This is a genomic window from Aestuariibacter sp. GS-14 (assembly GCF_006494365.1).
Taxonomy (GTDB): Bacteria; Pseudomonadota; Gammaproteobacteria; order Enterobacterales; family Alteromonadaceae; genus Alteromonas; species Alteromonas mangrovi.
Window position 1 is genome coordinate 35032 of the sequence record NZ_VHIP01000014.1, and the last position, 12647, is coordinate 47678.

Annotated in this window: 13 protein-coding genes; 8 read left to right on the forward strand and 5 right to left on the reverse strand. The window is 49.2% G+C overall.

The features are described from left to right. Positions 1 to 4: 4 nt before the first annotated feature. Positions 5 to 1093, forward strand: a complete 1089-nt coding sequence (locus tag FJ444_RS17565) for a hypothetical protein (protein ID WP_140960515.1) — start codon at positions 5 to 7, stop codon at positions 1091 to 1093. An 82-nt stretch (positions 1094 to 1175) separates the two neighbouring features. Here the strand turns inward: FJ444_RS17565 and FJ444_RS17570 are convergent, their stop codons facing one another. Further along, positions 1176 to 1421 (reverse strand): YfhL family 4Fe-4S dicluster ferredoxin, encoded by a 246-nt coding sequence (locus FJ444_RS17570; protein ID WP_140960517.1) that lies wholly within the window; start codon positions 1419 to 1421, stop codon positions 1176 to 1178. A gap of 102 nt (positions 1422 to 1523) precedes the next feature. Further along, on the reverse strand, positions 1524 to 2204 hold the full coding sequence (gene mutH, locus FJ444_RS17575; RefSeq protein ID WP_140960519.1) for a DNA mismatch repair endonuclease MutH: 681 nt from the start codon (positions 2202 to 2204) through the stop codon (positions 1524 to 1526). 147 nt (positions 2205 to 2351) lie between these two features. On the opposite strand from mutH, the gene rppH reads away from it, so the two are divergent. The 7 genes from rppH to FJ444_RS17610 all read left to right on the forward strand — a co-directional run bounded on the left by rppH (position 2352) and on the right by FJ444_RS17610 (position 9815). After that, complete coding sequence (rppH, locus tag FJ444_RS17580) at positions 2352 to 2879, forward strand: RNA pyrophosphohydrolase (protein WP_140960521.1); 528 nt, start codon at positions 2352 to 2354, stop codon at positions 2877 to 2879. Between the two features lie 18 nt (positions 2880 to 2897). After that, positions 2898 to 5216: a phosphoenolpyruvate--protein phosphotransferase gene (ptsP, locus tag FJ444_RS17585; RefSeq protein WP_255439300.1), complete on the forward strand. Its 2319-nt coding sequence runs from the start codon at positions 2898 to 2900 to the stop codon at positions 5214 to 5216. A 139-nt stretch (positions 5217 to 5355) separates the two neighbouring features. After that, positions 5356 to 6162, forward strand: coding sequence for a sulfite exporter TauE/SafE family protein (locus FJ444_RS17590; protein ID WP_140960523.1), 807 nt, complete (start codon positions 5356 to 5358; stop codon positions 6160 to 6162). Between the two features lie 4 nt (positions 6163 to 6166). Beyond that, positions 6167 to 6982 carry a prolipoprotein diacylglyceryl transferase gene (gene lgt / locus FJ444_RS17595; protein ID WP_140960525.1) on the forward strand — a complete coding sequence of 272 codons (816 nt, stop codon included), beginning with the start codon at positions 6167 to 6169 and terminating at the stop codon, positions 6980 to 6982. Positions 6983 to 6996: 14 nt separating this feature from the next. Then, positions 6997 to 7830, forward strand: coding sequence for a thymidylate synthase (locus FJ444_RS17600; RefSeq protein WP_140960527.1), 834 nt, complete (start codon positions 6997 to 6999; stop codon positions 7828 to 7830). 11 nt (positions 7831 to 7841) lie between these two features. Beyond that, positions 7842 to 8855, forward strand: a complete 1014-nt coding sequence (locus FJ444_RS17605; protein WP_140960529.1) for a response regulator — start codon at positions 7842 to 7844, stop codon at positions 8853 to 8855. A 45-nt stretch (positions 8856 to 8900) separates the two neighbouring features. Then, the gene (locus FJ444_RS17610; protein ID WP_140960662.1) at positions 8901 to 9815 is read left to right on the forward strand and encodes a sensor domain-containing diguanylate cyclase; all 915 of its coding nucleotides are present in this window, start codon (positions 8901 to 8903) and stop codon (positions 9813 to 9815) included. Positions 9816 to 9847: 32 nt separating this feature from the next. Here the strand turns inward: FJ444_RS17610 and FJ444_RS17615 are convergent, their stop codons facing one another. The 3 genes from FJ444_RS17615 to FJ444_RS17625 all read right to left on the reverse strand — a co-directional run bounded on the left by FJ444_RS17615 (position 9848) and on the right by FJ444_RS17625 (position 12591). Further along, complete coding sequence (locus FJ444_RS17615; protein ID WP_255439290.1) at positions 9848 to 11179, reverse strand: MFS transporter; 1332 nt, start codon at positions 11177 to 11179, stop codon at positions 9848 to 9850. Between the two features lie 146 nt (positions 11180 to 11325). Further along, complete coding sequence (locus FJ444_RS17620) at positions 11326 to 11649, reverse strand: hypothetical protein (RefSeq protein ID WP_140960531.1); 324 nt, start codon at positions 11647 to 11649, stop codon at positions 11326 to 11328. A gap of 102 nt (positions 11650 to 11751) precedes the next feature. After that, a complete protein-coding gene (locus tag FJ444_RS17625; RefSeq protein WP_140960533.1) occupies positions 11752 to 12591 on the reverse strand; it encodes a DUF3530 family protein in 840 nt (279 codons plus the stop codon). Between the last annotated feature and the right edge of the window lie 56 nt (positions 12592 to 12647).

A 12647-nucleotide genomic window follows, 5' to 3' on the forward strand; every position in this document is an offset into this window, starting at 1 on the left:
ACCAATGAGCTTGTCTAATGATTCAGTGTCGGTATGGGTTACCGCACTGCTTACCTGTGTCTGGTTGATATTGCTGGCGATAAGCATTAAGCAGAAGCCTGCAAATACCGGCAGTGGCGGGCGTACGTTGATGCTGTTGAGTTGGCCGTTGTTGGTGTGCAGTGAATTATGGGCACTTGGTAATGGGCAAGGGCATTCGCTGCTTAGCCTACTGGCACTAACAACTGTGCCGTTGCAATTATATGGCATGCAAATGAGTTCAATGGCGTTGTTGTGGCGTAAACCTCATTACGCCCGTTGGCCATTGCTGATTATTGCGGTGGTGTTACTCGCGTTACTGGGTTATCAGTTATGGGTATTTTTACCCGAATTGTCAGGCTGGAAAGGGCTGGCCCCTTATGGTGAACCTTTGGTGTATTGGCCCGTGTACGCCAGTTGTCTGTTGATAGCCTTTGCGATGTTGTATACCGCCATAATGCAGGTAGAGCATATTCAGCAATATCATCACGATTTGCCACTACAGGCAGTGGATACCCGTCAGCACAAAATTAAAGGCATCGCTGGCGCTAGTGGGTTTACTGTTGGCGTGGCGTTTTTTCTGGTGGTGATAACGGCATTGGTGGCGTTTGGAATATTGCCTTTTCAGGGGTGGCTTGCCTGGTTCCACTGCGGAGTGGCGTTCAGTATGTTAACGGTATTGATGAATCTGTGCCGAACGCAAAACACCTCGCCTTCGCCGTTTGATCATGCCGCGCTTCATGCCGCGCCGGCACTTACCGAGGGACGCGCCCTGGCCATTATTAAACATGCTGATGCTGCGGTGATCGAATCGAAAGCGTATAAGCAGGTGGGGTTAACGCTGGAATCGTTTGCCAACCAGGCGCAGTTGGATCCTACTGTGTTGTGCCTGGCGCTACTGAAAGTAAAAAAGCAGCATTTTCGAAATTATATCTACCAGTTCAGAATGAAATACGCCAAGCAATTATTGCTGCGTTCGGATATTAAGCTGGACCAGGTAACCAAGCGTTTGCAATTAGGCAACAAAGGGACGGTTAGTCACACGTTTTTAAAATACCTGGAAAACAAACAATAGCGGAAATTGGCCGTTAGCGACGCAATCGTTAGTGCTGCTAACGGCATTCATTCGGCAATCCATTCGGCGATCCGTTCGGCAATTACGCATACATAGCGGCGTATTTTTCTGCCAGGGCATCCAGACTTTCTTTGTGATCAGGGTCGGTCACAATACACTCAATGGGACACACAGCCACACAACTTGGCTCATCGTAATGCCCCACACATTCGGTGCACAGTGATGGGTTTATCTGATAAATCTCTGCGCCCATGCTAATAGCCTCATTCGGGCATTCAGTGGGACACATATCGCAGTTTATACAGTCGTCGGTAATTAACAGTGCCATGGCGAATTCCTCAGCGTTGCAATTAGGGTTGCTGGTTTGCCGATGACTTTATATAAGCTTAAACGAATATGCAAAGCCTAAACTGCCCCTGCTTGATACAGGTCAATAGTGGCCAAAATGCTGCTGTAAAATCGCGTGGGTAAACTGCTTGCGCAAATAAAAACCTCGGGGGCGGGTTTTGATACGCTGGCCTTCTGGCCCCAATGCATCGGTGAGCACTTTGCCGCTGGCGGCCTTAGGGCGCAGCTGCATGTAATCACCGTGCCGAGCGGTTACTGACTCTACCTGGCCTAATGCGATGAATTCCGTTAACAGTTCCCAGTCGTGCTGTAACTGCTGAGATTGTTGCGCTGACGGGTGCCAGATAAACGGCGTGGCAATCCGGCGCTCAGGAATGGGAATGTCGCGCTGGCCTTCCACGGGTACCCACATTACGCATTGCAACTTATTGCGCACATTGCTCCGTTCCCAGGTCATCATGGGTACAGGAATTAAGGGGGCATAGCATACGTAGGTAGTTTCCAGCGGCATCCCATTGGCATCAATGGGCAAGGTTTTCAGCTCAACACCTAAATCAGGAAAGTCCTGTGTGGGTTTGGAGCCTGCAGTTGCGCCAAGCCATAACTCGATAAGTTGCCCGGTCCAGCCTTTTTGCCGCTTAAAATCGGCGGGCAATACAATGTTTGCCATGGCGGCCAACTCACCCAGGCTAAGACCGGCAATACATGCAGCCCTGGACGCCAGCTCAGTAATATCGCGCGGTGCACTTGTGGGTACTCGCAAACCCGCTACCTCTTATTCTGCAAACTGAAGACCGCTGAGCGGGCCCCAAAATGCAAGGTGTTATCAGAATGTTTTTAATACTTTGAATGCGCAAAGGATTGTGAAAGAATGCTATCACATAAAAATGTAAAGTGCCCGGGAGTCTGAGTGATAGATACCGATGGATTCCGTGCGAATGTGGGCATAGTGATTTGCAACAAAATGGGTCAAGTATTTTGGGCAAGGCGTTATGGTCAGCATTCATGGCAGTTTCCTCAAGGCGGAATAGATGAAGGGGAAACTGTAGAGCAGGCAATGTATCGTGAGCTTAATGAGGAAGTTGGGCTCACACCCAAAGACGTAAGCATTATGAATGTGACGCGTAACTGGGTGAGATATAAGCTGCCCAAGCGGTTAATTCGCCAAGGCAGTAATCCTGTTTGTATCGGACAAAAGCAGAAATGGTTTTTATTGCAACTCGAATGTCATGAAAAAGAAGTCGATGTGCTAAAAACGGGTCACCCGGAGTTTGATGACTGGCGCTGGGTGAGTTACTGGTATCCGATACGCAATGTTGTGTCGTTTAAACGGGATGTGTACCGTCGTGTGATGAAGGAATTTTCCGGCACGGTGATGAGTATGCAGCCCCGCAATGTAAATCAGTCTAAGCAAAATCGCCGTCGTCGTCGCGGCTAGAGGAATTTTGTGGCGGGAATGCAAGGTGGAAAAGGCAGTATCCTTACTGTCCTAAAAAGCATTGTTCAGGAGGTTAACCAGATACCCAGGTTAACCGATGCCTTGTTTCGTCTCGCCGCCAGAGTAAAAGAAACCATGCAGGTGGATTCCTGCTCCATTTACCTTGCCGATTACACTCATCAGGAATTTATATTAAAGGCGACTGACGGTCTGGCTCGTGATGCGGTGGAACGGGTAAAAATTGGTTTTTCAGAGGGGCTTATCGGGCTGGTCGGACAGCGCGAAGAACCACTGAATATTGAAAACGCCCACCAACACCCGCGTTTTAAGCACTATCCTGAAGTAAAGGAAGAGCACTATAACGCTTTCTTGGGTACCCCTATTATTCACCAGCGCAAAGTGCTGGGTGTTATTACCATGCAGCAAAGTGCCATGCGCAAATTCAGCGAAGACGAAGAAGCTTTTCTGGTTACGCTGGCTGCGCAAATTGCACTGGAAATTTCCAATGCGGAAACCCGTGGTGCACTGAACCCTCACGCCGGTATGTATGTTGGCAACATGCAAAAAAACGTCAGGGGTGTACCAGGCTCGCCAGGTCTTGCCATGGGAGTGGGGTATTCACCGCATGCCGCGTATACTCTGAAGACCTGGGTAGTAAAGCAAAGTACCAATAATCAGCGCGAAATCGACTTTTACCGCAAAGGGGTTGAAGCGACCCGTGCGCAGGTGGAAGTGTTGTCTGACCGCCTCGAAGGGCAGGTGCCTGATGATGTCCGGGCTATTTTTCAGTTGTATCACCAACTGCTTGATGCCAACAGCCTGGGACGCGAAGTGGAGGCAAAAATCCGCGAAGGATGGGATGCGGCCTCGTCACTGAAGTTGGTTGTAGAAGCTTATGCTGCGCGTTTTGAGGCGATGGAAGATCCGTATATGCAAGAGCGGGCCATCGATATTGTGGATTTGTCGAACCGGATCCTGCTGAATATTCTGTCTGAAGTAAAAGGTAAGTCTGTATTCGAACGCGACCGACCTCAACAACCTTGTATTCTGGTTGCTGAAGAAGTGTCGGCCCCTATGCTGGCAGAATTCCCCAAAGCAATACTCGCCGGTATTATTTCGATAAAAGGTTCCAACAACTCCCATGCTGCCATTCTGGCAAGAGCGATGGGCGTGCCTGCGGTGATGGGGTGCCAAAACGTCTCTCCCACGCTGTTAGAACACAAAGAAATACTGCTCGATGGTTATGCCGGAGAAGTGATCGTATCGCCGGAAAAAGCGATTCGGGCAGAGTTTAGCCAGTTAATTGAAGAAGAACGTTTACTGTCTGTCCGCATCGATAGCGAAGCAGACAAAGCCTGTGAAACATTAGATGGCTGCGAAATTTCACTGATGGTGAATGCCGGTTTGTCTACAGAGCTAGAGACTGCTACGACGTCGTCTAAGCCAATTGGTATCGGTTTGTACCGCACCGAGATCCCGTTTATGCTGCGCGAGCGTTTCCCATCGGAAAGTGAGCAGGTGGTGCTGTATCGCAAAATACTGGAAAGCGCCCCAGACAGCGAAATTGCCATGCGAACACTCGATGTGGGTGGGGATAAGCCTTTACCGTATTTCCCCATCACTGAAGAGAATCCGTTTTTAGGATGGCGGGGGATTCGCTTAACATTGGATCACCCAGAGATATTTCTTGTTCAAATTCGAGCCATGCTACGCGCCAGCATTGGTCTGAAAAACCTCAGTATCATGCTGCCAATGATTTCCAGCGTCGCTGAGGTCAACGAAGCCCGTCGGCTGGTAGAGCAGGCATTTTTCGAAGTGGAAGAAGAAGCCCGGCATCAGGGCGTTACCCTTTATCGCCCACGTCTGGGTATAATGCTGGAAGTGCCATCGGTGCTTTATCAGTTGCCACAACTGGCAAAAAAAGTGGATTTTTTTTCAGTAGGCAGCAACGACCTTACCCAGTATCTGTTAGCCGTTGATCGCAATAACAGCCGTGTAGCCAGTTTGTACAACACTTATCACCCGGCGGTATTGTCTGCACTGTTCGACATTGTAAAGCAAGCCGATCAGCATCATGTGCCTGTATCGATTTGCGGCGAAATTGCCGGTGAGCCCGGTGGCGCTGTGCTGCTAATGGGTATGGGCTACCGCAAGCTCAGTATGAACGCATTCAACCTGCGCAAAATTAACTGGGTGATCCGCAACGTCAATCTGTCTGAGGCACAAGCTTTATTATCTCGGGCGTTGACCTCCGATAGCTACGAAGAAGTGTATCACCATATCAATCAGTACCTGGAAAAACGCGGATTAGGGGGCCTGGTTCGCGCGGGCTCTTAACTTAACGCCTTACCCTGCATTCCCGCATTTAAATTCAAGATTCGCAGCGACAAAAAGTTGGCAGGATGTGTTAAAAAACTGACACAACTCGTATAACGAAGTGTGGTATGCTTGGCGCCGAAAAAGCAGGAGTGAGCTGGTGGATGCGCTAATCATAATATTTTTAAGTTGTATGGCGCTGGGTATGGTTACCGGTACGCTGGCCGGTATGCTGGGGATTGGCGGTGGATTGATCATTGTGCCGGTACTCTCTGCATTGTTGACCGGCGTGGGAAATATCGATGTGCAACTTGCCATGCCGATGGCCATTGCGACGTCTTTATTCACTATTATTGTGACGGGTTTCTTTTCAGCCAGAGCGCATTACCAGTTAGGGAATATCGTTCCCCGTGTAATCCTCTGGTGTGGTTCAGGCATTGCGTTTGGCGCTGTCATTGGGGCGCAAATAGCCAGTTTGATGCCAGCCGCACTGTTACAGAAAGTATTCGCTGTGTTGGTAATTGTGATTGCTGCACAAATGGTATTTGGAAAGCGGCAAGCCTCGCGTTTTTCCGCAACACCGTTGATTTTTATAGTGGTAGGACTGGTTGCCGGCGTAATATCGGCATTAATGGGCATTGGTGGTGGTGCACTGTTGGTACCTGCTCTGGTGTGGTTTCAGGTGCCAATGCGACAGGCAATTGGTTGTGCTGCGTTAAGTGGTTTGGTCATCGCCCTGTTTGGAACCAGTAGTTTTATTCTGGCCGGCTGGGGGCTACCACAGTTGCCGGAGTGGGCGCTGGGGTATGTGTATTTGCCAGCAGGCGCTGGCATTATGGCAACGTCTGTGTTTACAGCTGGATATGGCGCCAGATTAGGGCAAACACTGCCTACCGATTTATTAAAAAAGATTTTAGCAGGCATACTGGTCTTAGTAAGTATCCGCATGATTATGGGAATGGAATAGTTGCATGGTTGGAACAGAATATCTGGTGTTTCCAAATATTGATCCGGTGATCGTAAGCCTTGGGCCGTTGAGTGTCCGCTGGTATGGCATGATGTATCTGGTGGGATTTATTGCCGCTTATCTGCTGGCCAGGAAACGCCTTCCACAGTCGCCTTGGGATCAGGAGCAGTTAAGCGATCTCCTGTTTTGGGGCTTTGTTGGCGTGATCATTGGTGGCCGTTTGGGTTATGTGTTTTTCTACCAATGGGGCATGTTTATTGCCGACCCCACCTACTTATTTAAAATTTGGACGGGTGGTATGTCGTTCCACGGTGGCTTGCTAGGGGTTATTGCCGCTATGGTATGGCAGGCTAAACGCTTAAACAGCTCATTGCTGCAAGTAGGGGATTTTATTGCACCACTCGTCCCTATTGGCTTAGGCGCAGGACGGATTGGTAATTTTCTGAACGCCGAATTGTGGGGGCGTCCAACCGATGTGCCCTGGGCATTTGTTTTTCCCGGCGCCGGGCCAGAGCCGCGTCATCCCTCTCAGTTGTACGAGTTTGCACTGGAAGGCGTATTACTGTTTATCATTCTTTGGCTGTATTCGGCCAAACCTCGCCCAACTGGAGCTGTAGGTGGTTTGTTTCTGGTCGGATATGGTACGTTTAGATTCATTGTAGAGTATTTCAGGGAGCCCGATGCGCACATCGGTTTATACCAGGTAGGATTGAGTCAGGGGCAGTTGCTATGCCTGCCCATGATTATCGCAGGACTGTTCCTGATGGTGCGGGCTTATCGCAGTAACAGCGTCCCTGCAAAACAGGCAAAACAAAACTAGAACACATCTGTATTATGAAAGAGTATTTAGCATTGATGCGCCATGTCCGTGATCATGGTGTAAAAAAAGAAGATCGCACCGGCACGGGCACAATCAGTGTATTTGGCTATCAAATGCGCTTTGATTTGGCTGAGGGCTTTCCGCTTGTCACTACCAAAAAGTGCCACCTGCGATCTATCATCCACGAATTACTGTGGTTCTTAAAAGGTGAGACTAATATCGCTTACCTCAAGGAGCACGGTGTATCCATTTGGGATGAATGGGCTACCGACGAAGGCGAATTAGGGCCGGTTTATGGCCATCAGTGGCGCAGCTGGACGGGTGCGGACGGTCAGGTTATCGACCAAATCAGTGATGTAATACAGCAAATCAAAACCAATCCCGATTCACGTCGATTGATTGTAAGTGCATGGAATCCGGCCGTATTGCCCGACACCACCGTGTCACCTAAAGAAAACGCCGCCAATGGCAAACAGGCGTTGCCGCCTTGCCACACGTTATTCCAGTTTTATGTGCTGGAAGGAAAACTGTCTTGTCAGTTATATCAGCGCAGTGGCGATGTCTTTTTGGGTGTGCCATTCAATATTGCCAGCTATGCGCTGTTAACACTGATGGTGGCCCAGGTTTGCGACCTGCAGCCCGGTGAGTTTATTCACACACTGGGCGATGCGCATCTTTATTTGAACCACCTGGAACAAACCGAATTGCAGTTAAGTCGGGAGCCATTTGCGCGCCCAACTATGCGAATTAACCCTGAAGTCAAAGACATTTTTGGTTTTACCTACGAAGACTTTACGTTGGAAAACTATCAGGCCCATCCACACATTAAGGCGCCTGTCGCAATTTAAGGCTTGAGGGAATGAGCAAAACAAATGTATTAATCTGCGACGATTCGGGCTTTGCGCGAAAGCAAATGGCCCGTTCCATTCCGGACGGCTGGGATATCGAAATCCATTATGCGGAGCACGGTCAGCAGGCATTAGAGCAAATTCGCGCCGGTAAAGGCGACGTGATGTTTTTGGATCTCAACATGCCGGTGATGGATGGTTATGAGACCATGGATATAATTCGCCGGGAAGATCTACCCTGTTTGGTTATTGTAGTGTCTGGTGACGTGCAGGAAGAAGCGCGCACCCGAATGCTGGCAATGGGCGCACTGGACTTCATACGCAAGCCAATCGACAACGAAAAACTCATCACACTCCTGAAACAGTACGGCATTTACACCGGTGACGGCAACGCTGAAAAGCGTAAAAAAGTAAACGTACTCTCTACCAATAGTGAAAACGATAAATTTGACGCTTACCGTGAAATGGTAAACGTAGCCATGGGACGCGCAGGTGAAAACCTGGCCAGGCTGTTAGGCGAGTTTATTGATCTGCCCATTCCCAATGTGAACGTGATTGAAAATAACGAGCTTCACATGGCGATTGCGGAAGTAAACCGCAATAACAGCGTGTCGGCGGTATCAAAAGGTTTTGTGAGTGCAGGGATTAACGGCGAAGCGCTGGTGATTTTTAACGATACTGATTTTGACAACATCATTCAGTTACTCAATTACGACCAGTTAAGTACCGCGCCAGCCCAACTGGAAGCGCTGATGGATATTTCCAATATTCTGATTGGTGCCTGTTTAAACGCGCTATCTGATCAGCTCAATGTGACCTTCAGCCATAGTTCTCCTATTATCCTGGGACGTAACCGCGATCTCGATAGTATGCTAACCACCACTAAGCAGCGGTGGCAACGCATTATGGCAATTGAAATTGGTTATGCGATTAAGAATAAGAACATACACTTTGATTTGTTACTGCTGTTCCCTGATACGTCAATGGAACGCATTTACTCTAGACTGGTTGATTTTGAGGAGTAAACCGTGACCGCTGACGTTATAGAAGAACTAAGCCGACAACACTGGATGCACGATCTGCTCAGCTCGCTGGAAGTGGGTATTGTGGTGTTGGATCGCGAGTTTAAGGTGGAAGTGTGGAACCAGTTTATGGAAAACCACAGCAACCTGCGCCCCAGCCAAATTGTGGGTACCTGTTTGTTCGACAGTTTTCCGGAGATCAGTGCCGACTGGTTAAAACTAAAAGCCGGGCCTGTATTTGATTTGAAAACACCGGTATTTCTGATTTGGGAACAACGTCCTTATTTATTTAAATTTGGTTGTAATCGTCCCATAACGTCAGAGCTGGACTTTATGTACCAGAATGTGACGTTATTCCCGCTGTCGTCGTTAACGGGAAAAATAGAGCGCTTGTGTATGCTGGTGTATGATGTAACCGACCAGGCCACAGGGCGTTTGCACATTGAAGGTTTGAATGAAAAACTCACTAACGTCAGTCGTTTAGACGGGTTAACCGGATTGTACAACCGCAGATACTGGCAGGAACGCTTTGAGAAGCAGTTTAAACTGGCGCGTCGACGCGGTGCCCTAGAGACCGCGATCATGCTGGATATCGATCATTTCAAATCGGTAAACGATACCTACGGGCACCAGGCGGGTGACAAAGTTATCCAGGCGCTGGCAAATGTGATAAAGCAATGTGTACGCGAAACCGATTTAGCCGGTCGCTATGGCGGTGAAGAGTTTGCCGTGATACTAGCTGATGCCAAGCTGGCCGATGCGTTGCTAGTCGCTGAGCGTATACGCCGTGCGGCAGAAAATACCGTAGTGGAACACGAAGGCCAGCAGATAAGGTTTACAGTAAGTCTGGGCTTAGCTGAATTCAACGACTCGTTCGCCAACGAAATGCAATGGCTCGACCGCGCAGACCAAGCGCTGTACAAAGCCAAAGAAGGCGGCCGTAACCAGGCGGTAACGCTGTAACACAAATACAAAACGCGATAAGGCGAATACCCTTATCGCGATGTTTCTACCTCTGCAATTTTGTCTTTTAGTGACGTAAGAATAATCAGGCTTGGGATCACCATAAGTGCCGTGATCACAAAAAACAGCGCCCAATTCCCCCCTAATCCATCAACTAACATTCCGCTACCTGAAGCAAGTAATGTGCGGCTCAGAACACTGAGTGACGCCATCAGCGCGTATTGCGTTGCAGAAAAAGCCCGGTTGCACAGCAGGGAAATAAACGCCACCATGGCTACCGTACTCCATGCAGAAGTAAACCCATCCAGAACGATGGTTACTACAAACCAGCCTTTATGTGGGCCAACCACTGCCATCAGTGCGAACAACAGATTACTGGCAGCCATTGCAATCCCTGCTATCAGCAGCCCTTTAAAAATGCCGTAGCGAATGTTCACCATGCCGCCCAGTACTGAAAAGATAATCGTAACCCACCAGTTGAGTAACTTTGAGTAAGTACCGATATCGGTATTGCTAAATCCCAGCTCTTTGTAAAACACAATACTCATGCGTCCAAGGAAAGCCTCGCCAATTTTGAAAAGGAAAATAAAGCACAGCAGCTTGAGTGCCAGACGGGCACCACTGCGCTGAAAGAACTCCCTGAATGGTTCTACCAGCGTGATCAGTAACCAGGCAGATAAAGCACTGGTTACCGATTGTGCGTTGCCCAGTAAATTGCTGTAACGTGCTTTAGCATCCTGTAATAACGCTTCACGGTCGATGTCGGGTTCGCTTGCAAGAAGTGTGGCCAAAAAGCACAACGCCATAATGGCGGCCAGTACCTGGTAGATTGCCTGCCAGTGCCAGCCCGGCAGATCTGCCAGCAGAAAGGGAATAGCGCCAAGTCCACCATAACCGGTCCACCATCCTGCTGTTGCCAATGAGGACGCTGCCGACATGGTGGCTTTTTCCTGTTCGCCAATCACGTCAATACGATAAGCATCAATAGCAATATCCTGGGTGGCAGACGCAATGGCAATTAACAAACCACACAGTGCAATCAAAAATAAATCTGTCTGGGCATTGAGTGTCGACATCCACGCGCAGAATCCAATGATGAGGAGTTGCATCTGCCCAATCCAGCCGCGTCGCTGGCCCAGACAGAACGGCTTCACCCTGTCGATAAGCGGTGCCCAAAGCCAGTTGAATGAATACACTGCAAAGATGGCGCCGAACAGGCCGATGGCTGAGCGTGAAAGGGACTCGTCTTTTAGCCAGGCAGATAATACCGAGCCTATCATCAGCCAGGGAAATCCACTGGCAATACCAAATAGAAATATACTGATCAGGCGTTTATCGCGAAATGTGGCAAAAGTGGAGGACACCGAATCCCTTCCTCAACGTTGTAAACTGATAAGTCTATTGGATCACGGATAACCAGTGTGAGCAAGCAATAACTCAGGGGATGCGCAAAGGAAACCGGCGCAGTGAATGTGGAATACCAACCAGACGACTTCTATGCGAATTGGTATTAAGGCCTGATACCAATACAATCAAACGGAAACACGGTGCCGCCTTGTAAAAAGCGCACACATTGTTTTAGTTCGTCACGCAGAATGTCGTCGTTGAGCAGTTGATCTTCGCGCCAGTAATGTATTTGGTGCAGTAAGTGCCAAAATACCCTTTCTGTGTGTGAGTAGGGCTCGGCATCATCGCATCGGTAAAGGGACCATTCTTCCAGGGTGTCCCAAAAGAAATAATTCAACTCCTGATAATCCAGTGCACCGCTCCAGAAAGCGTGTAAATAGCAACACAACTGACGGGACTTTTCTTCAATAAATGGAGTAATGCTCACGCCGCGGATCCAAGAATTCGACACTCTGTGAGTATAGTTCAAAATTGGCAGAATTTTGCAAATTACACGTAAAGTTATCAACGCCGGTATGAAATTAAATAACTACCAGCCTAAGTATCTCAGCCAGCTATAAATTTCCTGACCAAGCCAGGCCCCTGCCGGGTTTGGCATCGATGTACCGGCACCGGCATTGCCAAGCCCAACGGTGGGGAGCAACTGGCGCTGGCGGTAATGTCTTTTCAGGCTCACTTTGGCAGCCGTTAAACGGGCATCTGCGGTGGCGGATTGCCACTGACTAAGCATGGGCATAGTTAAATCAAGTACCGGATAGCTGCTTTCTGCCAGCCAGGCGATCAGTTGTTGATTTTTTTCATATTCAGGCCAAAACGCACCAAGGCTCACTAACGTGTCGGGCATATCCAACGCGCCTCGTTGGAATGCGTCGATAAGGCTGGCGCTGGTCATGCCTTCGGCAATGATAAATGTATATCCCCGGTATTGTTGGGCAAAGCTATAGGCGGCGTTAACACGGCCGAGTACTTTGGTGTAGTAACTATCATAGTCTGCGGTCATGCTGGTGGTGTTATCAATGGGCTTTAGTGGCATCGCCGGCGTTTCAGTTGGCAACACGGCAGGGCGGTCAACCGGAATGAGTAGGCAATGCCAGCCCTTTGCGGTAAGGGTGTCAGCCAGTATAAGGCCGCCATCCAGATTAAGCGACTGAGACTGCGCGTCTACCAGTACAATCGCCACGCCCCGGCTGAGTGGACTTTTTGAGGGGAGTGTGAGCGCTGCCACCTGCTCGTCGAGTACGGCGAGTTGGGTGACTTTTTCAGAGGGGAAATAGCGGGTGATGTCGTCTGTTACCGAACCACAGGCATGCCTTGCCAATGTACACAGGCAAAATGCAATTAGGCTGATTGTGATCTGAGATACCCGCATCTGTTGTTCAGTCTGGAAAGTTGATACCAGTATAGTAGTATCGGCAGCGGTTATGA

Coding starts and splice junctions, on each gene's coding strand:
- FJ444_RS17570 (WP_140960517.1), bottom strand. CDS start 1,421: ATGGCACTGTTAATTACCGACGACTGTATAAACTGCGATATGTGTCCC.
- FJ444_RS17565 (WP_140960515.1), top strand. CDS start 5: ATGAGCTTGTCTAATGATTCAGTGTCGGTATGGGTTACCGCACTGCTT.
- FJ444_RS17610 (WP_140960662.1), top strand. CDS start 8,901: ATGCACGATCTGCTCAGCTCGCTGGAAGTGGGTATTGTGGTGTTGGAT.
- FJ444_RS17605 (WP_140960529.1), top strand. CDS start 7,842: ATGAGCAAAACAAATGTATTAATCTGCGACGATTCGGGCTTTGCGCGA.
- FJ444_RS17625 (WP_140960533.1), bottom strand. CDS start 12,591: ATGCGGGTATCTCAGATCACAATCAGCCTAATTGCATTTTGCCTGTGT.
- lgt (WP_140960525.1), top strand. CDS start 6,167: ATGGTTGGAACAGAATATCTGGTGTTTCCAAATATTGATCCGGTGATC.
- FJ444_RS17600 (WP_140960527.1), top strand. CDS start 6,997: ATGAAAGAGTATTTAGCATTGATGCGCCATGTCCGTGATCATGGTGTA.
- ptsP (WP_255439300.1), top strand. CDS start 2,898: ATGCAAGGTGGAAAAGGCAGTATCCTTACTGTCCTAAAAAGCATTGTT.